Source organism: Microcoleus sp. N9_B4, assembly GCF_036701635.1.
GTDB lineage: Bacteria > Cyanobacteriota > Cyanobacteriia > Cyanobacteriales > Microcoleaceae > Microcoleus.
Map to the genome: position 1 here is coordinate 33,140 of NZ_JAUBRC010000001.1, position 25,128 is coordinate 58,267.

General features: G+C 44.7%; 17 protein-coding genes and 1 tRNA gene. 7 read left to right on the forward strand and 11 right to left on the reverse strand.

Annotated elements, in window-relative coordinates; all coding sequences use genetic code 11:
• Positions 1–23: 23 nt before the first annotated feature.
• The 3 genes from QUA43_RS00125 to QUA43_RS00135 all read left to right on the forward strand — a co-directional run bounded on the left by QUA43_RS00125 (position 24) and on the right by QUA43_RS00135 (position 3,881).
• Positions 24–470 carry a response regulator gene (locus QUA43_RS00125; protein ID WP_333369969.1) on the forward strand — a complete coding sequence of 149 codons (447 nt, stop codon included), beginning with the start codon at positions 24–26 and terminating at the stop codon, positions 468–470.
• A gap of 691 nt (positions 471–1,161) precedes the next feature.
• Positions 1,162–2,664, forward strand: a complete 1,503-nt coding sequence (locus QUA43_RS00130) for an ATP-binding protein (protein WP_333369971.1) — start codon at positions 1,162–1,164, stop codon at positions 2,662–2,664.
• Positions 2,665–2,789: 125 nt separating this feature from the next.
• Complete coding sequence (locus tag QUA43_RS00135) at positions 2,790–3,881, forward strand: response regulator (RefSeq protein ID WP_333369973.1); 1,092 nt, start codon at positions 2,790–2,792, stop codon at positions 3,879–3,881.
• Positions 3,882–3,985: 104 nt separating this feature from the next.
• Here QUA43_RS00135 and QUA43_RS00140 read toward each other — a convergent pair whose 3' ends face one another.
• From QUA43_RS00140 to QUA43_RS00155, 4 genes are all read right to left on the reverse strand, one after another.
• Complete coding sequence (locus QUA43_RS00140; RefSeq protein ID WP_333369974.1) at positions 3,986–6,592, reverse strand: PAS domain S-box protein; 2,607 nt, start codon at positions 6,590–6,592, stop codon at positions 3,986–3,988.
• Positions 6,589–6,984: a response regulator gene (locus tag QUA43_RS00145; protein WP_333329008.1), complete on the reverse strand. Its 396-nt coding sequence runs from the start codon at positions 6,982–6,984 to the stop codon at positions 6,589–6,591. The genes QUA43_RS00140 and QUA43_RS00145 overlap by 4 nt, the downstream gene beginning before the upstream one ends.
• Positions 6,985–7,109: 125 nt before the next feature.
• The gene (locus QUA43_RS00150; RefSeq protein WP_333369976.1) at positions 7,110–8,546 is read right to left on the reverse strand and encodes a response regulator; all 1,437 of its coding nucleotides are present in this window, start codon (positions 8,544–8,546) and stop codon (positions 7,110–7,112) included.
• The gene (locus QUA43_RS00155; RefSeq protein WP_333369978.1) at positions 8,539–11,406 is read right to left on the reverse strand and encodes an ATP-binding protein; all 2,868 of its coding nucleotides are present in this window, start codon (positions 11,404–11,406) and stop codon (positions 8,539–8,541) included. The genes QUA43_RS00150 and QUA43_RS00155 overlap by 8 nt, the downstream gene beginning before the upstream one ends.
• Positions 11,407–11,774: 368 nt before the next feature.
• On the opposite strand from QUA43_RS00155, the gene QUA43_RS00160 reads away from it, so the two are divergent.
• Positions 11,775–11,847 (forward strand) — tRNA-Arg (locus QUA43_RS00160).
• Positions 11,848–11,919: 72 nt separating this feature from the next.
• On the opposite strand, the gene QUA43_RS00165 is transcribed toward QUA43_RS00160, so the two are convergent.
• The 7 genes from QUA43_RS00165 to QUA43_RS00190 all read right to left on the reverse strand — a co-directional run bounded on the left by QUA43_RS00165 (position 11,920) and on the right by QUA43_RS00190 (position 18,764).
• A complete protein-coding gene (locus tag QUA43_RS00165; protein ID WP_333369979.1) occupies positions 11,920–13,527 on the reverse strand; it encodes a diguanylate cyclase domain-containing protein in 1,608 nt (535 codons plus the stop codon).
• A gap of 14 nt (positions 13,528–13,541) precedes the next feature.
• Complete coding sequence (locus QUA43_RS00170) at positions 13,542–14,357, reverse strand: alpha/beta hydrolase (RefSeq protein WP_333369981.1); 816 nt, start codon at positions 14,355–14,357, stop codon at positions 13,542–13,544.
• A gap of 182 nt (positions 14,358–14,539) precedes the next feature.
• Positions 14,540–14,761 carry an EAL domain-containing protein gene (locus QUA43_RS30740; RefSeq protein ID WP_445301935.1) on the reverse strand — a complete coding sequence of 74 codons (222 nt, stop codon included), beginning with the start codon at positions 14,759–14,761 and terminating at the stop codon, positions 14,540–14,542.
• A gap of 181 nt (positions 14,762–14,942) precedes the next feature.
• The gene (locus QUA43_RS00175) at positions 14,943–15,227 is read right to left on the reverse strand and encodes a hypothetical protein (RefSeq protein WP_333369983.1); all 285 of its coding nucleotides are present in this window, start codon (positions 15,225–15,227) and stop codon (positions 14,943–14,945) included.
• Positions 15,228–15,417: 190 nt separating this feature from the next.
• On the reverse strand, positions 15,418–16,980 hold the full coding sequence (gene kaiC / locus QUA43_RS00180) for a circadian clock protein KaiC (RefSeq protein WP_333369985.1): 1,563 nt from the start codon (positions 16,978–16,980) through the stop codon (positions 15,418–15,420).
• 345 nt (positions 16,981–17,325) lie between these two features.
• Positions 17,326–17,640 (reverse strand): circadian clock protein KaiB, encoded by a 315-nt coding sequence (gene kaiB / locus QUA43_RS00185; RefSeq protein WP_006632119.1) that lies wholly within the window; start codon positions 17,638–17,640, stop codon positions 17,326–17,328.
• A 188-nt stretch (positions 17,641–17,828) separates the two neighbouring features.
• Entirely contained in the window at positions 17,829–18,764 is a 936-nt protein-coding gene (locus tag QUA43_RS00190; RefSeq protein ID WP_333369987.1) for a circadian clock protein KaiA, read from the reverse strand.
• Positions 18,765–19,160: 396 nt separating this feature from the next.
• Between QUA43_RS00190 and QUA43_RS00195 the strand changes: the two genes are divergently transcribed.
• The 3 genes from QUA43_RS00195 (at position 19,161) to QUA43_RS00205 (ending at position 25,058) form a co-directional block, all read left to right on the forward strand.
• Positions 19,161–22,391, forward strand: a complete 3,231-nt coding sequence (locus QUA43_RS00195; RefSeq protein WP_333369989.1) for an ATP-binding protein — start codon at positions 19,161–19,163, stop codon at positions 22,389–22,391.
• Between the two features lie 356 nt (positions 22,392–22,747).
• Positions 22,748–23,629, forward strand: coding sequence for a tetratricopeptide repeat protein (locus QUA43_RS00200; protein ID WP_445301936.1), 882 nt, complete (start codon positions 22,748–22,750; stop codon positions 23,627–23,629).
• A 235-nt stretch (positions 23,630–23,864) separates the two neighbouring features.
• Complete coding sequence (locus tag QUA43_RS00205; RefSeq protein WP_333369991.1) at positions 23,865–25,058, forward strand: glutathione S-transferase family protein; 1,194 nt, start codon at positions 23,865–23,867, stop codon at positions 25,056–25,058.
• Positions 25,059–25,128: the final 70 nt, after the last annotated feature.

Consider the following 25,128-nt stretch of genomic DNA (forward strand, 5'->3'; position numbering starts at 1 on the left):
ATACTCAAAAGGATACGCCGATTATGAGCGATCGAAGCACTGTTAGGCCCATAGAGATTCTGCTGATTGAGGATTCTCCCAGCGATGCCGATTTGGCAAGAGAAGTCCTAGGTCAGGGTAAAATATTGAATAACTTACATTTTGTGGAGGATGGAGTCGAAGCAATCAAGTTTTTGCGCCGCAAAGAACCTTATCTCAGAGTACCCCGTCCCGATTTGATTTTGCTCGATTTGCATCTCCCGAAAAAAAGCGGTATTGAAGTGCTAGAAGAAATTAAAACCGACCCCAAGTTAAAATTAATTCCTGTAGTTATTCTCAGCACTTCAGCAGCTCCCGAAGATATTTTTAAGTCCTACTCGCTCCATGCCAACTGTTACATAACCAAGCCTGTAGACTTCGTAGAATTTACTAAAGTAGTCAGGTTAATTGAGGACTTCTGGCTGGCAGTCGTCAAACTTCCTCTAAATTAAACGAACAGATGCTTGGCTTATGAACGCTATAAAAGTTTTCAACCTATGGAAATTCGGCTGGTGGATCATTCGCTCAGGGATGCTGAATGGGCTTTATAAAATCTGGCGACAAGCAAATTATTAACAAGTCGCACAGTAGAAAATAGAGGATCACCAATAATTTTAGTGAATAAAGAAGGCTTGTTTGTTAACCTTCCAGTCCCGATTTAATTCTGCTTGACTTGATTTGGCATAAAAAATGGTTGGGAAATATTGATCTAAATTAACTCACCACTCAAGTTAAAAATGATTCCGGTGGTAATTATGACAACCTCAGTAGCCGATAAAGAGATGCTCCAGTTTTATGCCCTGTCAGCCCGTTGCTACATCACTAAGCCTATCCATTGGGAGCATCTCATATTTGTAAAAACACTTCTTCTGGCTTCTTCCTTCTGACTCTTTCTCCGCAGCAAGAGAGCCTCGCAGCAAGAGAGCCTCAAAACTCCAATTTTTAGCTTGCCTGCTTTCATTGAGATGCTCCCTATCCATTTTAGTCAAGTCGCTAAGCTTGTGAGATGGATTGAGGAGTGGTGGCTGGTGGTGGTGACAGTTCCCAAATAATAATTTTCAAGTTGAAAATGGCAAGGGAAAGCAAAAAAGTTTAACCTAAGATTGGTAGAGTAAAAATTTTACAGTCAAAAATGTCAAAGCTATGTGGATTAAGATTCTGTTAGTAGAAGACAATCCGGCTGATGCTGATTTGCTTGCAGAACTGTTAGAAGTATCTGTGGGAGTCCAGTGGGAACTGGTGTCTGTTGAGTTCCTGCATGAGGCGATCGCACAACTGTGTAAACAACCCTTTGATGTAGTTTTGCTCGACCTTTCTTTGCCCGACAGCCGCGGTTTGGAAACGCTAACTCGCCTGCGAGAAGTTGCTCCTGATGTGCCAATGGTGGTAATGACAGGCTTGGACGATGAGGCGATCGCCCTAGAAGCAGTTCGCTTGGGAGCTCAAGACTATATTGTTAAAGGTCAAATTACTACTCAATTATTAGTGCGGACGATCCGCTACGCGATCGAACGATCTCAAACATTTAAAATGCTGCGGGAAAGCGAGCGCCGCTTTCGGGCGATTTTTGACTCATCATTTCAGCTAACCAAGTTGTTGACGCCCGAAGGAATTGTGCTGGAAGTCAACGAGACAGCCCTCGATTTTGCCGGATTGCGATCGGAGGGTATTGTGGGCCGCCCGATTTGGGAAATGGCGATTTGGGCCCAGTCGCCACAGGTTTCCGAACAATTGCAATGCGCGATCGGCAAAGCAAGTCGCGGCGAGTTTTTCCGCAGCGAAATCGACTTGTTAGGCAAAAGTGGCCAAATTATGACAGTTGATTTCTCACTGAAACCTGTTAAAAATGAGACAGGACAAATTTTGCTGCTGATAGCGGAAGCCCGTGACATTAGCGATCGTAAACGAGCAGAAGCGGAAATTCTCAAAGCCCTCGCACGAGAAAAGGAGCTTTCAGAACTGCGAGCTAAATTTGTCACAATGGTTTCTCACGAGTTCCGCACACCTTTGACAACCATCCAATTTTCCGCTGGATTGCTGCAAGATTACAGTTCTCAGTGGCCCCAAGATAAAAAATCTACACATTTTGTGCGGATTCAATTAGCAATTAAACGCATGACAGAGTTATTAGAAGATATCCTCGTAATTGGCAAAATAGAAGCCAATACCTTGCAGTTTCAACCGGTTTCCTTAAACCTTGAAAAATTTTGCCGTCAACTGGTAGAAGAGCAGCAGCTCAACGACAGTAACCAACACCCGATCGCCTTTCAACATGAAGGCGGCAACTGCGAGGCTCAAATGGATGAAAAACTGCTGCAGCAAATTTTGGGAAATGTCCTCTCAAATGCCATCAAATATTCCCCCGTCGGCAGTACAGTTTCCTTGCACCTAAACTGTCAAAACAAAGAAGCTGTGTTCCAAGTTCAAGACCAGGGCATCGGCATTCCCCAAGCCGATCGAGAGCGGATATTAGAAACTTTTTACCGCTCTCCAAATGTCGGCACCATTTCGGGAACAGGTCTCGGTTTAGCAATTGTGAAGAGGGCTGTGGAACTTCACGGTGGCCAACTGGCACTCGACAGTCAAGAAGGAAAAGGCACAACTTTCACTATTACCTTGCCTTTAATTTGCGCTCCCTGTCCATAACAAGTGAATTATCAACTATACATATCCGCTGCTTAACCCTCACTTAAGCGCCTTAAAAAGAAATTTATCAAGTGTATGAGCCCAGGATTTTTCCAACAACCTACTAACTCAAAGGAGGTATCACCGTGACTAAGATTTTGGTAATAGAAGACGAAGAATCGATTAGAGAAAATATTTTAGAGTTGCTGGAAGCCGAGAATTTTGAAGGAATGGGAGCGATTAACGGCCAAGTCGGCATCAAATTGGCGATCGAACAAATCCCTGATTTAATTTTGTGCGACATGATGATGCCGGAAGTAGACGGTCACGGCGTCCTCAAAGCTTTGCGCTCGGAACCCTTGACTGCCACAATTCCGTTTATTTTCCTCACTGCCAAAGCCGATAAAGTTGACATTCGCACGGGCATGGAACTGGGAGCGGACGATTACATTACTAAGCCTTGTACGCCGCAAGAACTGCTAAAAGCGATTGCTATTCGACTTGAAAAACAAAAAACAATTAGTCGGCACTCTCAAAAGACGCTAGACGAATTACGCACTAATATTAGTATGTCGCTTCCCCACGAATTGCGGACTCCTTTGAATGCAATTCTGGGTTTTTCTGAGCTGATTCTGTCAGAATATCAGGTCTTAGAGGAATCAGATATCTTAGAGATGATCGGTCAAATTCAAACTTCCGGTCATCGCTTGTATCGACTTATTCAGAACTTTTTGCTGTATGCAGAACTGGAGATAGCAGCCACAAATCCCGAACTGCTAAAGGAAATGCGTAATAGCGAATTTAGCTGTGTAAAATCTTTGCTGAGTCAAAAAGCGCGGCAGCAAGCAAAACACGCGAATAGAACAGACGATTTACAATTAAACTTGCAAGATGCGTCGGTAGCTATGGATTCTGTCAGACTCGCAAAAATTGTTGAAGAACTATTGGACAATGCCTTCAAATTTTCATTAGAAGGAACGCCAGTTTTATTAAGCACTTTCGTCGAAAATCAGACTTTTATTCTGTCTGTCAAAGACCAAGGCCGCGGCATGACTGCCGATCAGATTGCACAGCTAGAAGCTTACAGGCAGTTCGATCGCAAACTGTACCAACAAGCAGGTTTGGGATTGGGGCTGGCTATTGTTCAACGCCTTGTAGAATTGCACGGAGGAGAATTTAAAATAGAAAGTTTACCGCCGCAGCAAGCAACAATAGTTTGCGTTTCTCTGCCTGTCTAAACAATGATTATTCCAGTTTCAAAAAAGAATATAACGGTAGGCAAACTCCCAACCATTATCGAATAAATCATTCCCAATTATAAAATCTAAAATTTAAAATTGTATTATGGAGGAACGATCGCTCCTTTCGCACACCGCTGCATATAAATTTGAGCTACCTTATCATTAGGGTTGATTTCCAAGCAGGCCGAAAACCATCTTTTAGCTTCGACACACTGATCACTATTGTAGAGTACCAAAGCTTGCTCAAAGATTGTCTTAGTCTCTAACTTTTTCTGTCGTAACTCTGGCGGATCGGCCGCAAATACTTCATAAACTGTTACCATTCGCGATTTGCCTTTAACTGCTACGCGATCGATCAACCTAAAATCATAAATATCGTTCAACTGTATAAAAGTATGGTGAGTAATTAACATCGAAACTCCATACTCTTTTGTCAAATTTTCCACGCGGGAGGCTAAGTTTACCGCATCGCTAATCACCGTGCTGTCCATCCGACTTTGACCGCCAACCGTGCCTAACATCAAAGAACCCGTATTGATTCCAATGCCAATTTGCAGCGGCGGGCAATCGGGTCGAGTGCGACTAATATTATACTCCTTAAGCTGTTCTAGCATTGCAATTCCAGCTTTCACAGCATCATCCGCACTGCCATCAAACAGCGCCATAATCGCATCGCCCATGTATTTATCAATAAAACCAAAATTATTAGTAATTGCCGGTTCCATTCGCGACAAATAACCATTGATAAATTTAAAATTTTCTTCGGGATTCATCCTTTCTGAAAGAGAAGTGAAATCGCGGATATCTGAAAATAGCACCGACATTTCTTTCTGTACCTGATCGCCTAATTTGACTTCCAGAATACTTTCATATCCCAGAAAGTGGAGAAATTCGTGCGGCACAAACCGCCCGTAAGCATCTGTTAATTTTTCTTCCGCTGCTAAAGCTTTTTGTAACTCGTCTGTGAATTGGCGGCGCTCGGTTTCTACCTCTAGACGTTCCGTGATGTCTTGAAAAGCCGTGATCGCGTAAACTATGTTTTTCCGTTCGTCGTAGATTGGAGTCGCCCAAACCTCGATCGGCACAATCCGATCCGACCCATGAATTTCTAGATCGTCCATACGCACAAATTCTCCCCGCAACGCCCGAACAATCGGTTGGCTATCCCTCGGATACAATTGATTAGTTCCAGCGTCATAAAAATGATAAGCTTCAGGGAATTGCTCAGTACCCCCATCAAAAATTAAACCTTCGGCTAGTATCCTTTCGCCCCAAGAATTCATGTAAAAAGGTTTCCCCTTACCATCGACAACAAATATTCCCACTGGCATCGCTTCCAGGAATTGAGTCAATCGGCTTTCGTTTTCTGACAGTGCCTCATTTAACTTTTCTTCGGCTGCCAAAGCTTTTTCTAAATCATTAGTAAACCTGATTCGTTCTACTTCCACCTGTCTTTGCAAACTAATATCTTTAGCAAAACCCTGATAGTAAAGCACTTCACCGTTAGCATCATAAACTGTGCGCGCATACTCAGAAATCCAGATAATGCTGCCATCTCGACAGTAAACCTGAGACTCAAACTCACCCAGAGTACCGTACTGTTTCATCAGCGCCAGAAACTCTTGACGGCGGTTCGGTTCCACGTACAATTGCTGCTGAATATCATTAATACTTTCTATCAATTCTGACGCGGAATCGTAGCCGTAAATTTCCGCCAGAGCAGGATTCGCACTGATAAAATTTCCGTCTGGCGTCGTCTGAAAAATACCTTCTAGAGCATTTTCAAATATCCCGCGATACTTCTCTTCAGCTTGAATTAGCGCCGCTACAGCTTCCTTACGTTCAGTTATGTCACTAAAAGCAATAATCGCATAGGAAATGTCGCCTGTAGAATCATAAATTGGAGTTGCCCAACTCTCTACAGGAATGATCTTATTAGCTGTACGAATTTCTACATCCTCAGTCCGCACATTTTCGCCCCGAAGTGCCCGCATAATTGGCAATTCTTCCACGGGGCATCTCTGATTAGTTCCGGTTTTATAGAATTGATAAATTGCGGCTTTTTGCTCTGAATTAATATGCGGCACAGTGCCTTTGCCAAATACATCCCGTGCCTTCTGATTAGCGTAGAAAGATTGGCCGTTTGCATCCAGTACACACACGCCCAATGGCATAGCTTCTAGATATTGTGTCAAGCGACTTTCGTTTTCATGGAGTTTGGCAATCAGCATTGCCTGCTTGCGGTTTAATTTTACCAACTCCTGATTCATTTCCTGAAGTTCTCTTTGTTTTTCAGCTAATTGTTTATCTTGAAAATATCTATATATTGCCTCAGTGACAGTTAATTTTAAGTCATCACATTGCCAAGGTTTAGGTATATATCGGTACAATTTAGCATAGTTAATAGCATTGGCTACCGCCTCCAAATCGGCCTGCCCCGTCAGCATAATCTTGAGACAGTTCGGCGAGATAGCATGAACGCTCCTTAATAGTTCATCTCCTTTCATACTAGGCATGATATGATCCGAAATAACCAAAGGAACTTCATACTGTTCTGCTAAAAGTTCTGACAGCAACTCTAAAGCTTCTTCGCCACTTTGGGCCGTTTCAATTAAATATTTATCTTCAAAGGCTTTTAGCAGGTCTATTTCCAGACTATCGAGTATAGTCTGCTCATCATCGACACAAATAATGACTGGTTTTTTCATAAATTTGCTAGACCAGACTTAATCGCTTCAATTAATTCTTGATTTTGCCAAGGTTTTTCTATGAAAGCATGAAGATTTGCTTGAGTTTTTGTGCGTTCGATTGCCTCTTTGTCTGCTTGGCCAGTCAGCATCACTGTCACAATTTGCGGATATTTTTGATGAATTTGAATCAGCAACTCATCTCCTTTCATTCCGGGCATCAACCAATCAGAGACAATTACTAAAATGTTAACCTCAGCTTCACATAGCTCTTCAATAATTTCCAGGGCTTCGGCAGCACTTTCAGCAAATTCGCAAAGATATTTACCGTTAAATGCCTGTTGCAGTTCAATTTCCAGACTTTCCAACACTCCTACTTCATCGTCCACACACAAAATTGCTGATTTAGACATCGCTAGTTTCCTTCTTTAGTGTGGCAGGGTGAACCCCCATGGGCAGCACACCGTTTTCCAAATTCTACATTCTGCGCGGGTAGACTGCAAATTTTCGCCTCAGACTTCAGTCTCCGGCATTTTACCTACTCAGTTAAATTAATCGGCAAAGACACGGTAAATTCTGTTGTACCGGGCATCGACTCCACATCAATTTTACCCTGATGTTTTTCAATTATTTTTTTGACAATATCCAATCCTAACCCGCTGCCTTCTCCCGCAGGTTTAGTAGTAAAAAAAGGCTCAAAAATTTTCGGAATAATCTCTGGTTGAATCCCCTTACCGCTGTCAATAATTTTTACCAAGACGTTGGTATCTTGTTGTACCGCGTCAATTCTTAAAGTTCCTTGATTGTCCATGGCTTGTAAGGAATTGTGAATTAAATTTGTCCAAACTTGATTGAGTTCGTCGGGATAACACAGTACCGCAGGCAATTGATCTTGATAGTTTCTGACAACTTCCACACCCTGCTTAATCTGGTTCTGATAAAGAGTTAATACAGTTTCAATTCCCTCGGTAATATTCACCTCTGTTTTTTCTCCGTTTACATCGTAACGCGCGTAATTTTTCAGAGCAAAGACGACTTTTGCAGCGCGTTCAGTAGCGGTAGCGATGGTTCGGGCGCTTCTGTGAATGCTAGCAAAGTCGTAGGCTGTTTTTATAATATTTTCGCTGTCAGGATCTTTGAGCAGCGGCAAGAATTCTTGCAGATTTCCTTGCAATCCGATATTGACTAAAATGCTAGCAAGGCTGTCAACATTGTCAATTCCTTCGGACTTTAGTTGCTGCTTCAGCCCTTTTTTAAATTCCCGTTTTTCTCGCGTAGATAAAGAGTAATTTTGTTGAGTAGAACTGTACATCAAACGCAAGAAATCGTGCTGGCGTTCTGCTGACAGTTCTTTAAAAAAAACTGGCAAACTTTCGAGATTGTTATCTAAAAAGCTGGTAATATTTCCAATAGACGACCGAATCGCCCCCAACGGCGTATTAATTTCGTGAGCAATGCCCGCAATCAGTTGCCCTAATGCCGCCATTTTTTCCGATTGCACTAATTGATTCTGAGTAGCTTGCAGTTGGTCTAAAGTAACTGTAAGTTGATTGTTTTTCTGTTGGAGTTTTTTTCGCAAGTGGCATATTGCTAAATGGGTTTCTACCCTCACTAGAACCTCTTCCACCTGAAAGGGCTTGGTAATATAATCTACCCCGCCCACAGCAAAGGCTTTGACCTTATCAAGTACGTCATTAATCGCACTAATAAAAATCACCGGGATGTCGCAAGTTCGTTCATCAGCTTTGATTTTTTCGCAAACTTCATATCCATTCATTTCGGGCATCATAATATCCAGCAAAATCAAATCAGGAGGCATACCTTTTGCCGCCGAAAGCGCTAACTCGCCGCTAGGTACCGGGCGCACTTTATAGCCCTTGCTATTCAAAATTCCGGCTAGCAGCCGCAAATTAGCTGGGGTGTCGTCAACTACTAAAATATTACCGCGATCGGTGCTAAGAATGTCGTTATTCATGTGATATTGCTTGAGATATTAACTTTAAAACTTTGTCGTACTCAAAATTTTCTATACAAGTTGCGATCGCACCTGCCGTTACTGCATCCTTTAATCGAATTTGCTCTATCAAGGTATCAATTAAATCCATATCTGCATTCAGTATTGCTAGCTTTAAATCAGCTACCACTGAATCAGGCAATTTTACGAAATTAGCCGCACTCATAGCGCGATCGACCTCTTTGATTGGCGATAAATTAGTTTGACCCGGATCTTCATAAATATAGCGCACTCCGATATGTTTGTGCATAGCATCAAAAATATCGGCTTCCCGGAAAGGCTTCCTCATAAAAGCATCGCAGCCCGCCGATAAAATAATTGCCCGTTCTTCCTCCAAAACGCTCGCTGTCAGCGCAATAATCGCAGTAGCTTGACCTTTAATAGTACCTTTAATGTATTGCGTAGCTTCGTAGCCGTCCATTACAGGCATTCTCATGTCCATCCAAATTAGATGTGGTTCCCAACTATCCCAAATCTCAATAGCTTCTTGACCGTTAGTAGCTTCTTTTAGTTCAAAACCCAGAGGAGAGAGAATTTTAATTAACAGTTGGCGGTTGAGCGGTTTATCGTCTACTATCAAAATTCGATAGGTGTGTTGACTGGGAACCAGGGCGATAACATTCCGGCTCGGTTTAGGGCTTTCAATCTCAGCCGCATCGACCGCAATAACTTGAATGTCAAACTTAAAATTAGTTCCCTTACCAACAGCAGAAGAGACGCTCATTTCGCCGCCCATTAATTCCACAAATTTGCGACTGATTGGCAATCCCAAGCCGGTACCTTCTTGCGAATCTTTGCCTGTCTTGGTTTGCACGAAAGGTTCAAAAAGATCCTCTAATTCATTGGTAGCAATACCGGGCCCAGTATCCTCGACTTCAAAATGAAGGAAGAAGGAAGAGGTAGAAGCTGAATCGTCATTTGGCGTGGCAATGATCTGGTTGTGCGACTGACTGACTTGAGATATTTTAAGACCATTAATGGCGGAAATTTCTGTGTTTGTTGATTCTTGCGAGTGCTCAAAATTTCCCCCTTCTGCCTGCTGATTTCTGCCTAATGACTGCTTGCTAACTCTGACCGCCACACCGCCCTCATGGGTAAACTTAAGAGAGTTATTGAGCAAATTAATTAAGATTTGTCGCAACTTTAACTCGTCAGCTTCTATGTATTGTGGCACATCGGGACTGCGGTCAAAAACCAACTGTAAGTGCTTGTCATCTGCTTTGAGTTGAAATATATCTTCCAAGTCATTTAGCAGGCGATAGAGGTCTATTTTATGGAGATTGAGGGTGGTGCGGCCCGATTCAATTTTAGATAAATCCAGCACGTTATTAATCAGGGTAAGGAGATGTTCTCCGCTGCTCCTAATTATGCTAATATTTTCTTGATTTTCTGGAGATAGAGTTTGGCTGCGAGTCATCAGTTGGGAAAAGCCGAGAATTGCATTGAGAGGCGATCGCAATTCGTGGCTCATATTAGCAAGGAAAGTGCTTTTAGCTTGATTCGCTACTTCCGCTTTGTCTTTAGCTATAGCCAATTCTGCCGTCCGCTCTTGCACTCGCTGTTCTAAAGTTTCAAAAGATTGTTGCAGTTGTTGAGCCATGCTGTTAAATGACTTGGCTAATTCCCCCAATTCGTCAGAACGTTCGCTTTCTACTGTTTTGTCCCATTCACCTTTAGCAATATTTTTGGCTGCTGTATTTAAGCTCAAAATAGGATTTGTCACCCACTGAGAAGTCAGAATGCCGATCGCCACAGCTACTCCTAAAGCTGCGAAACAAAGCAAAACCGCTGTGCGGGTATTGGCATCGATTTCTTTGGTAAAATCTGCTTCGGGAACAACTACGACAATCAGCCAGTCTAAACCTTTGCCGTCTTGGAACGGCAAGACTTTTAAAAATTGTCGCTTGTCATCTATTTCAAAGCTCAATAACTCGGATTTTTTAATTTGGTCTAATTTTTTAAACTTGGCAGTCAAATATTTAGCTGTCGAGCGAGTCAAAGGGTTGCTGCTTTCTTCTACTTTAAACAATTGTCTTTCATTACCTTTAGTGCGAAACGGTTTTTCTCTGGTGGAAGTGGCTAACAAAGTACCCTGGCGATCTATAATAAATGTTTGACCGGATTTGCCAACTTTTAGACTGTGGAGAAATCTCCCAAGATGGTCGAGACGCAATGCTGTAAATAAGACTCCTTCTAGCTGATTTTTTTCGCTGTATACGGGTTGGATAGCGCTGATAATTAAGGTCGGCTCTAGCAAGGAAACATAAACCGAACTCCAAGTAGCTTTTCCGATTTTTACGGCTTTTTTGTACGCAGGATGTTGCCGATTATCATAGTTTTTTACAAGGGTGATAAATGTAGTGCGATCGCCTCGCTCGTTCGTATTGTAAGAATTAAAATTTAACCCAGTAGATGTTTCTATCACATTCATCATTCGGGAGCCGTTAGACAGTTGTTCACCGGATCTATAATCTCCCTTATTGTTGCCAACGGAGGTAAAATTGATATATGGATATAATTGTACTTGCCGCCAAAGATATTTCTCCCAAGCTGATAAGTTTTCCATCTTTAACAAGCCGAGCTTGACAGCATCCAGCTTGGTTTGATTGATTTGATGGGGAGTTGTCAGGTAAACTTGCAGGTTTTGCTCGATACGCAAACTCACTTCGCTCATTAACTGACTGGCAAGGTTATTAACTGCTTTTTGTCCGTTTCTAAAAGACAGATATCCTACAAGTCCCACGGCTCCCACGATTTGCAATACAAATGGAACTATGAGAACAGTTCGCAGCGGTAATTTGTCTAAAATTTTAGAAACCATAAGATTGAGGGGTTTGGTGAACTTAGTCTAGAACCGTATTTGCACAACCTGTCTTAACTGCAGCACCATTTATTTAGTGCCGATTAGCTAGGGGGAATTGATGCGGGCTATTTTAGCTGTGGTAGATGCTCGACCCCGATCGAATCTGAACCTAATGTTTACTCGATTAAAATCTCTTATTTTACCCATTGTCGTATTATTGTTACCATTTAGCTAAAAGTTGCAGTCTCTGGCTGCGAGAACAGCCTGATATCCGATCGCGCGGGCGAGTTTAACCCGCATGGGTCAAGCGGTTTGGAGGCCGGCCAGGAAATTTGCGATCGGCACTCGCCATTTTCCGCAAGACGTGTTATACTTCAGAAAGTCGAGGGCACGTAGCTCAGTGGATAGAGCATCAGGTTCCGGTCCTGAGGGTCGGGGGTTCAAATCCCTCCGTGCTCACTTAAATTTATAAAATGACTGATTTTGAGAGACCGGGGACAAATTTTTGTCCTCGGTCTCAATTATTTTGATTTAAGCGTCAGTGTCAAAAATCGAATCGCCGCTGTAGTCGGAGGTTGCGGACTGATTGCGCCCCTGTTGCTTGGCACGGTACAGTGAACGATCGGCGATCGCAATCAAGTCAGCCGATGATAGTTCCGAAATCGGAATCAAGTTGGCGATACCCATACTAACAGTAACTACATCGCTCACATCAGAGGTTTTGTGAGGAATATGTAAAGCTTTAATAGCAGCGTGAATCCGTTGGGCCACCGAACTCGCTCCTTCAAGATCTGTATTAGGCAAAATGATGCCAAATTCTTCTCCGCCGTAACGCGCCACCAAATCCGCCGGACGGTACACCACCTCTTGCACCGTTTGAGCAAGTTTGAACAGACAATCATCCCCCATTTGATGACCGTAGCAATCATTATAGCGTTTGAAATAATCCACATCAAACAACAAAAGAGAAATAGGTTTTTGTTCCCGGTATAGCCGCTGCCATTCATGCTCTAAGCGGTCATTAAAACAGCGGCGATTAGCAATTTGAGTCAACCCATCAATATTTACCACTTGTTCTAAGAGGTGAGTAGCGCGGGCTAGCTCTTCGTTAGAGAGTGCAAGTTGTTGATTAATTTCTCTCATTCGCGCTTGGGCCTGCTGCCTTTCTGCCAATTCCTTCTGCAACTTCTGAAAAATATCCGCTTGTTTAATGGCGATCGCTAACTGATTAGCAATCTGTTTAACAAGGTCAACTTCAAATTCTTCCCATTGCCGAGGAGCAGAACATTGATGAATACATAACAACCCCCACAAATCTTGTCCATTGAGCAACGGCGCAACTAAATTAGCCCGAACCGGAAATTGTTTCCCAAGAGCGCGGTAACAGTGTTGAAGGTCAATATTATTGATATCTTCTACTACCTGCATTCTCTCTTCTTGATATGAATCAGGATATTGTCCACCACCACAGTGGTGGTTAAATTGATTTCTGCTTACCAATTTACATCCTTCGCCTACGGATTCTGAAACAAACTCACCATATCCAAATTTACTGTCAGGATCGAACTTAAATATGCCGACGCGCTCGGCATCAAGAAACAAGCGAATCTCCTGCGAAGCAATCTCAAAAATTGTAGACAAATCAAGAGATTGACGGATGTGTTGAGTAATTTCTTGAAGTAATATAGCCTTGTCGTACTGTTTCCGCAGAGCGATTTCTGCTTGCTTTTGGGCGAGAATAGCTGCCTCTGCTGCTTTTTTGGCTTTAATAATTTCACCTTCGTATAGGATACGCTGGCGGATACAGATCAAGATGCAATTGTTGATGAAGTTTCCTCCCTGATTCCGACGCACAGCGTTGATCAGCATAGGTATATCACTACCCTGCTTTGACCTTAATGAAAAGTAAATTTCCTCTACTTTACCGTGGAGCTTCAACAGGGGGAAGAAATGGGTTTGATAGAAAATCCGGCTGGCCATTGGCAGAATGAATTCCATTTTCTGTCCCCGCAGTTCATCGGTTTCGTATCCGAGTAATTGCAGTAATGTGGCGTTGACCATTACGATCGTACCCTCGTCAGCAAACGAGAGGAATCCACAGGGTGACGTGTTGAGTAGTTCGTTTATCTGGTAGGTCATGTTTGCCATACAAATCAAGTAGTATGAGGTAAACTCAAATACTCCTTAATCATCTCGATCGTCTCTTGTGGATGACTCAGGTGCGGGCAATGTCCCGTAGCTTTCATCAGCCGTAGCGTACTTTTAGGTAGGTGGCGGTGGAGGTAATGCCCTACCTCAGTGGGAGCAATCACGTCATCAGCGCATTGCAATATCAGTGAAGGTACTGAGGCATTCGGTAAATCACTGCGATTGTCAGAGTAAAAAGTCACCTCGGCAAAGCGACTTGCCACCACCGGATCGGTGGAACAAAAACTTGCCTCAAGTTCCTCACTTAACTCTGGACGATCCTGATTCTGCATCACCATTGGCGCCAGAAAGCTTGCCCAACCAATGTAATTTTTCTCCATGATATCGAGGAGATCCTCAATATCTTTGCGCTCAAACCCTCCGTAATAATTTGGTAAATCATTGATGTAGCAAGGTGAAGGCCCTAGGAGAATCAGGCTATTAAAGTAATTAGGAGCTTGAATTGAGCACAGAAGGCCGATCATACTGCTGACAGAATGACCTACAAAAATCACATCCCTTAACGCCAATTCTTCACAGATGTCGAGGACATCTTGAACATACCCATGGAGGTCGCTGTAACGTTCATAACTGTAGGCACTAATATCAGACTTTCCAGAACCTACATAATCAAATAGGATAATTTTGTAGTCCTTCTCGAATGCCCTTGTTACGAAACGCCACATATTTTGATCGCACCCAAATCCATGAGCAAACATCATGGTCTGGGTGCCTTGTCCAAACACTTTTATATTATTACGTAAGAAAATTTTTTTAGTCATTTGAGCGACACGAGCATTAAATTAATTATAAGACTTTTGTGCGCTTTCATGAGCGAGGATTGCTGATCCCACATAGTGGTAGACAACAATTCAGGATGTGGGATTAATTGAGTGGCAACCTCAGCACTGACAGGCTGGCTAAACATATAACCCTGCCCGATTTCACACGCGATCGCTTTTAACTATTGCCCTTGCGCTGGGGTTCCAATTCCTTCGGAAATTGCGATCGGATTTAAGCCATCTGGGATTACAACTATGGGTTTGGCAATTCCGCGATAGAGCGGATCGCTGGCTAAATCACTCGCGCACAATGAGGGATCAATTTTGAGCGACTTTACCGGAAAATTTTTCAGGTAGTTAAAAGCAGCATAGCCACTCCCAAAATCATCGACAAAAATCCAAATACCACGCTTCGATCATTGGCTCAAAAGATTGTAGGTAATGTCAACATTAAGCATCATGACAGTTTCCGTTATCTGTAGCTATAGATATTTTGGCTTCATCTCGGTGCGCTCAACAATGCGATCGCTCTTAGCGATTAAAGTCGGCTGGGTGAGTTGACGTGCCGACAGATTCACCGCGATATTAGGCAGAATTAGTCGGGCTGCTAGCCACTGCTGATATTGCCCACAAGCTTGCTCTAAAATCAATTTGCTCTTCGGGCAAAATCAATCCAGTTTTTTCGGCAATGGGAATACATCGATAGCGATGAATCCAACCTAGTTCAGGAGAAGGCTCTCCTACTATAACTTTAACACCAGCAAGGCTACCTGTTTGCCAATTGAGCTGAGGTTGATCATACAGCAAGCATTCGCCTTCCCAGCACAATTCAAGAGATTTGCGATCGCCAGGGTATTGGATTTGACCCAAGGTATTGTTGCTGTATAAAAACTATAGGTATTGGGTTCGATAGGCAATAAAAGCTCCTATTTCCGCAATTAAGAACCTGCAAAACATTGTCGCGGTTGCTATAAATGTTCACAAACTCCTCAAATTAAAAAAGTTGGGTTTCCTAGCTCAACCCAACCTACTTTTAACAACGACGAATTACTGTTAACTCTCAAATATCCTCATCGTCTTGACCTTGCACACCCTGGAGAATCCGCGATAGCTCACTCTTCTCATTAATCGTAATCCGAGTCGGAGAACCGCTGATAATCCGTTCGTAACCACGGAACGAATCTTTAATTTGTGGGCCTCTTTCAGTAATTGTGTATTCCCGAATTCCTTTATCGTGCCAGGAACCGCGCATCTTAAACACATTAATGGCCCGCGACATTTCGCCTCGAATCTCTACATACTGCAGCATAATAATCGTGTCAGTAATCGTAGAAATATGGGAGTCCGTAATCGAATTAGAACCCATAAACTGGTCGCTTGTATTCGTAAAAAAGCCGGTTATTTCTTCCTGCTTCGCAAAACCTGTCACTCCGATCACAAATTGCCTGAAAGCATTATTGCTGACACCCCTAGCTAAGGCCGACAGCGAGTCTATAGCAATTCGAGAAGGTTTGAACTCCGCAATTTCTGATTTAATAGTCTGCAAGTGGTCTTCCAAACCGGCAGATTCCGGGTAAGTACACAGCAGCTTCAGCATTCCTTTCTGTTCCATTTCCTCAAAATCAATGCCCCAAGAATAAGCATTGCGGAACAACTGAGCCCGCGACTCTTCATAGGCAAACAGCAGCGCCCGATTGCCGTTCATACAAGCATTCTGCAAGAACTTGCTCACCAACAGCGTTTTGCCGGTTCCCGTTGCACCCGTAGCCAAAATAATCGAGTCTTTGAAGAAGCCGCCACCGCACATCTCGTCGAGAGTTTTATCGCCCGAAGAAACCCGCACGTTGGAAGACTTTTGAGTTAATCGCATCGCCCCTAATGGGAAAATATTAATTCCGTCATTAGTCATAGTAAAAGGATATTCGCCCTTCATGTGAGTTGTACCGCGCAACTTCAAAATTTCGATGGTGCGGCGGCGGCGTTCTCCTTCCAATACGTTGCGAACAATCACCACATTATCCGACACAAACTCTTCCACTCCAAACCGAGCCACCGGGCCGTATTCTTCCACCCGTTCCGTCGTCATAACTGTAGTTGCTCCGACTTGTTTGAGGCGCGCAACTAAGCGAAAAATTTCTCGGCGCACCACCGATGCAGCATCGTACTGCTGAAATACGGCGGTAACAGAATCTATTGAAACCCGCTTGGCTTTGTATTTGCGAATGGCGTACTGAATTCGCTCAATTAAGGCTGATAAATCAAAATTTCCTACGATATCTTGACCTTCTGGATCGGGGGAAGCGTCCAAAATAAATAGCTTGCCTTCCTCGATTAACCGTGCCAGATCCCAACCGAAACTGCAAGCATTTTTAATAATATCTGTCGGAGATTCTTCAAAAGTTACGAAAACTCCAGCTTCGTCAAAATGGGTAATTCCATTATAGAGAAATTGTACGGCAAATAAAGTTTTTCCCGTTCCTGATGTGCCGCTGACTAGGGTGGTTCGGCCGATGGGCATTCCGCCGTGACTGATGTCATCGAAACCCTCAATCATCGTGCGAATTTTTTCAACTCCTGCCGTTACCAATCCTTCTCGTTTAACCGTTTGACTAATTTCATTCATGTCGATTTTTGTCAACTCTCAGTATTCTTTAGTTGTCACTCATTAACCGCCGATCATGAGTCTTTGTACCCAGCTTTTAGTTTTGGCTCTTGCTCAATAACTAATGACTGCTGACTGCTGACTAATGACCCCGCCCAAAAACCGATACCGTGCCACGTACTCCTGTCGTGGAAAGATAGAAATTTTAGACTTTTGTTCAACCTCCCCGATTCATCTGTGGAGTAAATCTAAAATCTAAAATCGTTCGACAGAGCGCGACTGGACGCTTCGACTGAGCGCTCGCCGAACGTTTCACGCCAAACCGAAGTCTCAAATCTAAAATCGACTGACTCTTACCTGATTATCTTATGAATTCAGGTCTTCTTCGCGAAGTTCTTCATAGAGCAAATCTAATCCTATCAGAACTTTCTCACGATCGGACAAATCGCCAATAATTTTTCGCACCGGCGGCGGCAGGATTTTGGCCAGCGTCGGGGTTGCCAATATTTTGTCCTCTTCTGCTAGCTGAGGGTTTTTGAGAACATCTATGACTTTCAGCGCGTAGACGCCTTGAAATTCTTGTTCTAGGATGTCCTTTAGGGTTTTCAAAGCTCGCACTGAGTTGGGAGTATTCCCCGCAACGTATAGCTTCAGAACGTAGGTTTTCTTCAGAGGACTCATGAACTTTTTAAAATGTTGAGTATTAGTTGTCAGATGTTAGTTGTAGTTGTTATTTGTCTTAAATCCGCTGTTCTTTGTTATTTTATAATAATTTCAGCCTCGCGCTCGCGCGGCCGTTGGTCGGCTCCTTTCTTTTTTGTTAGATTCTACCTTCTACCTTTTGTTTCTTAAATTATGCCGAATCCCTTCTACATTCTACCTTGAGAGGTCTCTTTCGGAATCGATCGCCGATACATCTCGCACATATGAGCGATCGCGTCAATCAGGGTCAAACGGTAATCCAGCAATATTTCCTCGCTGCGCCCTTCTAATTTTAGCTGTTTAGCAAACTCGTCCATCAATTCCATGTGAATTTCTACAATTTGAGTCACGGGAACGTCAGCAAAAAAAGCCAAATTCACAAATTCATCTATTTGATTGTTGACCGCAGTATCTTGAGAAAAATAATTCAAAACGATGTCGCGATAACTTGACTTGAGTTGCTCCAAAAACTTTTGCTTCTCGGTTGCCGACAGATTTCTCAAAAAAATCTGGGAATTTCTTTTATAATACACACCTAAGTATCCTAATCGCTCCCGTAGTTTTTCCGCCAGCCGCCGCTGCTGTCGGCTGAGCAAACTTTGAGCAGTCAATTGGGCTGTCGCATCGATCGTTACGGATTGGTAATTGAAAGGAACCGGAGTTGAAAGTTTCAGAAATTGTGCGATCGCCCGATCGATACCGGCAGCTATTTCGCTCGCTTGAGCGATTGCCAGTTGCACCTCAGCAGGGTGATAAAAAAAAGCACAGCTTTCGTCTTGACTCTGGTTGGCGTTACTGGCTGCGGCCTCAAAACCATCTGAATATGGTGCTTCGGGCCTGCCATCTACCTGCGCGTGAGGCGAAAAAATCACAGCAGGCAAAAAGAGCGATCGTTCTTGCAGCTTGCCCAGAAGCGCTCGCAGATCCCCATCCACCTCCAAAACCAAACAATCAAGGTGATAATTGTGTTTAAGGAACCCCAAAAACTCCACTGCCGACTTAATGTGCGTTAAAGCATAGCGTTCGCCTCTCAAAAGCTCGATCGCAGAGGCTGCAATTTCCTCAGAGCGGACAAAAATACCGATAGAAAGTTGAGGAAGCAAAGCTGTAGGTGCACCACCTAAGTTACCTGAAAGTGCTGGATCGCTCAGAGTTGATATCTCCTTTACAAAAAACTTAACATTTTAACAATCATCTCAACATTTATTTTAACCAATCTTAACCCCAAAATAAGTGATGCGCTTCTACCAGAGGAAGACTCAAAGTTTACTCCGTGGTTTTTGTGTCAAGCACCCTGAGCGTGATTTCTGCAATTAAGCTTAAGCCTTAAAATAATTGCTAGTCGCCTCAAATCAGGTGTAGGCATCGAACTCCCAGGTCTCGGTGCAGATCCCGGGCCTGATAAGGAACTGATATAAAACAAATAAGATACAGAAATCCGCAGCTACATTGAGCATCAAAAATATTACTGCTCTCGCGAGCCGACTCTCAGGTTTGTTATGCCACTCACCACCCCCAGTCTCAAAAATTTTATCGAGCCAGTGCCGGTGTGCCTCCAAACAGCAGCGCTAGCATCGCTGCAGTCAATTTTCAGCTCCTGCAACTGCGATCGAGTCGCCATAGTCAACGAACAGCTACAGCCCCTGGGATTAGTTTACCTCCGCAGCCTTTGGGCCCGCGCGGCCGATCGCCCAAACGACGGGCAGCAACCTTTGTCAGAAAGCTCGATCGCGATCGAACCAGTCAGGGCATTACCCGCCACTATGAGCGTCAGCGAATTCTGGGAGTACCTGCAAACAGAGGAATTGAAAACCCCAGCCCGGCCAAACGGCCAAACCGCAGGCATTTCCTCAAACAGCCCGATCGCCGTCACAGATGCCAGCGGTAAATTTTTAGGAATGCTAGACAGCCTGAGCCTGCTGCAATTCGCCGCACTCAACAGCAGCTCGCTCTGCAGCCTGACAGAGCAGGAAACAGCCGTCAAAGAAATCGAATTAAAACCGGTTTCCGAAGCCATCGCCACGGCCCTAGACGCTCAACTACGCTTTCTAGAAGCAGGATTGAAACCTTCGGAAAACCTGAACTCCCTAGTTGAACTGTTGGAAAAACTGCCCCTGCCCCTGAGATTGCAAACCCCTACCGCACAAATAGTCAGCCAAAACGCAGCGTGGCGGAGTTTGCTGGGAGCCGGCCCAGAACCAGTTCCAGAACCAGCAGCAAATTTGGGTAAACACTCGCCCCGCAAACCAAGCCATTTAACAAGCGAATACAAGAGCGTGCAGTTAGAGGCTATCACAAAAGACTGCAGGAGCCTAGTAGGAGCACGTAGTTCGGGCGATCGCGATTCCACAGCAGCCACCAGTTGCCCGCTGCCCTTGTACGCCGCCGCCTCCCCCTCAACCTTAACCGCTCCAGCTTGGTGCCCCACCGCCGGCAAACCAGATACCTATATTTGCGACTGCCCCGTACAAAAAGGCCAAGAACGGATCTGGCAATTTGTCAAACAACCGCTCTCAGAGCAGCTAATTTTAGTAATGGGACAAGATGTCACCGAAGAACATTTAGTCGCCAAAGAACTAGCAGCGAAAAACGCAGATTTAATCCACCTCAACCGACTAAAAGACGAATTTTTATCCTGCATCAGCCACGAATTAAAAACCCCGCTCACCGCCGTCCTCGGTTTGTCCAGCCTCCTCAAAGATAAATTGATCGGAGAACTCAACGATCGCCAAACACGCTACGCCAAACTAATCCATAAAAGCGGGCGGCACTTGATGACAATAGTTAACGATATATTAGACCTGACCCGGATGGAAACCGGACAGCTAGAACTAATTCCCGAAGCAGTCGAAATAACATCAACCTGCCAAAGAGCCTTTGAACAAGCAAAACAACTGCAACAGCAAGAAGAAAAAAAACCACCCGAACCAAGCAAAACTGACGGCACAGCAAACGCAGAACCATCCGCCCAAATAGAATTTACACTCGAAATAGAACCAGGACTGAGCCAATTAATTGCGGATGAACTGCGACTGCGGCAAATGCTGGTTAACCTCCTTTCCAACGCCCTAAAATTCACCGAACTCGGCGGCAAAATCGGATTGAAAGTAAATGTTTGGGAAGGCTGGATCGCATTCAAAGTTTGGGACACTGGCATCGGCATCCCCGCCGACAAACAGCATCTAATCTTTCAGAAATTCCAACAGCTAGAAAGCCCCCTCACCAGGCGCTTTCAAGGAACCGGACTGGGACTGGTACTGACTCAACGCCTAGCTCGGCTGCACGGTGGGGACGTTTCGTTTATTTCCTCAGAAAATCAAGGCTCTCAATTTACCCTGTTGCTGCCGCCAAATCCTCCGGCAAACTGCAGAGAAGAAGTCTCGGCATCGGGAGCCGCTGAAGAAGAATTATTAAAACCCCAATATCCGACTCTGACGGCCAATTCTCGCTCTCGTTTAGTATTAATAGTCGAAGCAGTTCCCAAATATATCGAAGATTTAACCAACGTCATCTCAGGTTTGGGCTACCAAGTAATAGTCGCCCGTTCCGGCACCGAAGCGCTGGAAAAAGCTCGCAGGTTCAGTCCCGAAGCGATTTTCCTCAACCCGCTGCTGCCACTGCTGTCGGGTTGGGACGTGCTGACGCTGCTCAAGAGTGACCCGGATACCCGATCGATTCCGGCGATCGTCACGGCCACCAGAGGCGAAAAAGAACGGGCCAGTGTCAACAGGGCCGAAGGCTTTTTGAGCTTGCCGATCGAAGAATCCGCTTTGCGGCGACTGCTGGCGGACTCGATTGGCGACACTAATGGCAGTACCGCCAAGGTGAGGAGTTCTTTAACTGTATTGTGGCTCAGCCCGCAAAACAGTTCCTCTCAAGGTTCCGCTTTACTGCTCAACCCCAACTACTGCCGGGTTTTAGAAGCAGACGACCTCGGCCAAGCAGAACTCGTGGCCAGAATTTGGCGCCCCGACGCGATCGTCTTGGATGGTACAAGTCAACTGCAAAACCCCTTAGCTTTTATCGAACAGTTAAGTCGGTCTCGAAATTTGGGTTCTCTCCCCTTGGTGACTTTAGACCCCCGCACTACGCAACTGGCAAATCAAGTCAAAGGATTGTCGGTATTTCCCTGTTTAGCCACTACCAGTCCCGACGACAGTGAAACTTCACCAACCGGGTTGGTGCCAAGTGCTTTGTGGCAAGTGATTCAAGTTGCTGCGGGCATGAGTTGGAAGCCCAGCATTTTATTTGCTGACATTTCGACTTTACCCGATTTGCACTCCTCTTCTGGGGGGAACCCGACGGAAGAATTGGAACATTGCGATCGAACAAATGCCGAGATTCCCCTCCCCAATTCCCAGTTTTCTAGTCCCAACCTTCAAGCTTTGATTCAATACATCCACACCGCAGGATTTCGAGGGTCGATCGCTCCCTGCTGGACAGAAGTTTTGCAGCAGTTGCAATATCAAAGCGTTGACTTAGTTTTGCTGTGCTTGCGAGATGCCCCCTCAGAATCAACCGCTATGCTGCAGGCGCTGTCGAACCTGCGCCAAATGGCAGTAAAACTGCCAATTTTAGTCTGGGATTATCGATCGGCTGTAAATTCGGAATCAGAGGCGATCGACTTTTTACTGCAAGAAGTATCTGCCAAAATTTTGCCTTCTTCCTTATCGGCAGCACAATTGTTAGACAAAATTCAACAGGCTTTATTAACTCACTCAAGTTCCTGAAAATGAAAAATTTACCAGGTTTGTATTGAGGAATTTACTACTCTCTAACAGTAAAAATAAACTATTGTTTATGAGCAAAAACAGAATGTTGTAACTCTTTAACTGACAACCGCGAAGCGTTATTTGTTAACTGATTCAAGTTTATAATAACTCATAATTTTGCCTATTTGTAGTGAGGAGATTAGTCGTCTATAAAACAGTGAATAAAAAGGGCTAGCCTGAGTGTAAACATAATTTGAGAAGTATTTAAATGAAAACCCCGAAGTGTGCCGAGTCAAGAAGCAATATCAAAACTCAAAAATATGAGTTATTATAGGCGATCGAGAAACCCTTATATTTTTTTCTGGGGCTGTACAGTGCCTAATCGCATTCCTTTACTATCTCTGCTACTCGCACTCGGTTTGGGGGCAATGCCCCAGCCTGCTGTGGCACAGGCACTCCTGCCTTACACCCTGCAAATCGACTCGGCCCAACTCGAACAAACGGCCTTGAGCCTTGCAGAAGAAGCCGTCCAGCTAGCCAGACTGCAGCAGTACCAACTAGCGGTACCTAGAGCCGAACTCGCCACACAGTTAGCCCCCAAAAATGCTCAAACTTGGACTTTGTTAGGTAGCTTGTACCTTCAAGTCGAGCAGTTTGACAAAGGCATTGAAGCTTTGGGGCAAGCTCAATCTCTGTCACCAGAAAATCCATCAATTAAATTTGTCTTGGGAGAAGCTTACTTTCGGAAAGCGAACTACGAGAAAGCAGTTGAATATTTGCAAGCAGGATTAAAACTCAAACCAGACACTCCAGGTGCATTATTTGATTTAGGCAATGCTTTTTATAAGCTGAAGCGGTTTGATCAGGCGATCGCCCAATACGAAAAAGCCTTTGCTTTAGAAAAAAACCTGTGGCCTGCTGTCAACAATATCGGATTAGTCAAATACGAAATGGGAGATGTTGATAGCGCCATCAAACGCTGGCAAGAAGCGATCGCGATCGACGACAAAGCAGCCGAAGCAATGCTAGCTCTAGCAGTAGCATTCTACACCAAAGGTGACAAAGAAAAAGGCTTAGCGATGGGAGAAGCAGCTCTGAAACTAGACAAACGCTATGCTACCGTAGAATATCTCAAAGAAAACCTCTGGGGCGATCGTTTAATTGCAGATACGCAAAAGTTGCTAGCCACTCCTGAAATGAAAGCAGCACTGGCTAAAATTCAAGACGCCCCACCCCCTCCCCAACTGTCGCCTTAATTGTAGTTAAGTTTGTAGTGAGGACTTGAGTCCTCAAAGTGTTGTTTAACTGAGAACCAACTATCTTATTCAGAACTAAGACCAAAAAATAGTTGAATACGTTATGGGTAGAGGTAAGGTGCGCGCACAGCGCACCCTACAGATAGAGTTGGTGCGTAAGTTTTATTATTGCCACGAAGCAGTCGCTGTCTTCAATTCTCCAATCTAAAATCTAAAATCTAAAATCTAAAATCGCATGACCCCCCTAAGCTGGATAGAATTAGAAGCCCTCACAGACTTTGAAGTCGATCGCGTCAACGGGCCAACGAACGCCCAATCCCGCTTGCGCCTCTTCGGTAAAACCGAATCCGATGTGCGAGTCACCCTGTACCGCGATAACCATGCTTGGTGTCCTTACTGCCAAAAAATCTGGCTGTGGCTGGAAGAAAAACAAATCCCCTACCGTATTGACAAAGTTACAATGTTCTGCTATGGGGAAAAGGAAAGCTGGTACAAGCGCAAAGTGCCATCGGGAATGCTACCGGCGATCGAACTAGACGGCCGCATCATCACCGAAAGCGATGACATCTTAATCGCCCTCGAACGAGTCTATGGCCCCTTGGGTTTGGGCATGGAAAACCCCGCAGTCATACCCATGCGGCGGCTAGAACGACTGCTGTTTAGGGCTTGGTGCTCTTGGCTGTGCTACCCAGCAAGTTCAGCCAAAGTAGAACAGCACAACCGCAACCAATTTATCAGCGTCGTCACCCAGGTAGAAGCAGCCTTGGCTAGCACTCCGGGGCCTTATTTCCTCGATGAATTTGGCACTGCGGATGTCATCTTTACGCCCTACGTGGAACGGATGAATGCCAGTCTTTACTACTACAAAGGCTACTCGATGCGGGAAGAAAACCCGCGCTTTGCTGACTGGTTTGCGGCGATGGAAACCCGCCCCACCTATCGGGGCACTCAGAGCGATTTTCACACCCACGTCCACGATTTACCGCCTCAGATGGGCGGGTGTTATGAAAACGGCGAACCTCAGATGCTAGTCAATAAAGCCCGCGTGGATAATGGGCCTTGGGCTGGACTCCCGGATGTGATGTATCCAGAACCGGAAACCTCGCGGGCTGAAGCACTTCATCGCGTCATTAAGCACCACCGCAACATCGTTCGAGTCAATCCTGCTGATGACAATTTATTCGATGAGGCTTTGCGTTGTGCTTTAACTTTGATGATGACTGGCGAAGTTTGTACGCCGCCGCCCGGTTCTGATGCGGCTTTGCGGTATTTGCGCGATCGGGTGAATGTGCCCCGCGATATGTCGATTTACGCCGCCAAGCGATTGAGGGAAGCGTTGGAGGAAACGGCGGCTTTGGTGGGTGATGGCCAAGGTTCTCCGATTCTATTGAAGCATCGGCGAGACCAAGATCCGGCTAATTTTGTGTAGGATTCTGGGCATATCGGAATCAGACGGAATGGGCGTTGCTGCTGCTCTACTTCATCAGCTTGCTATCTGC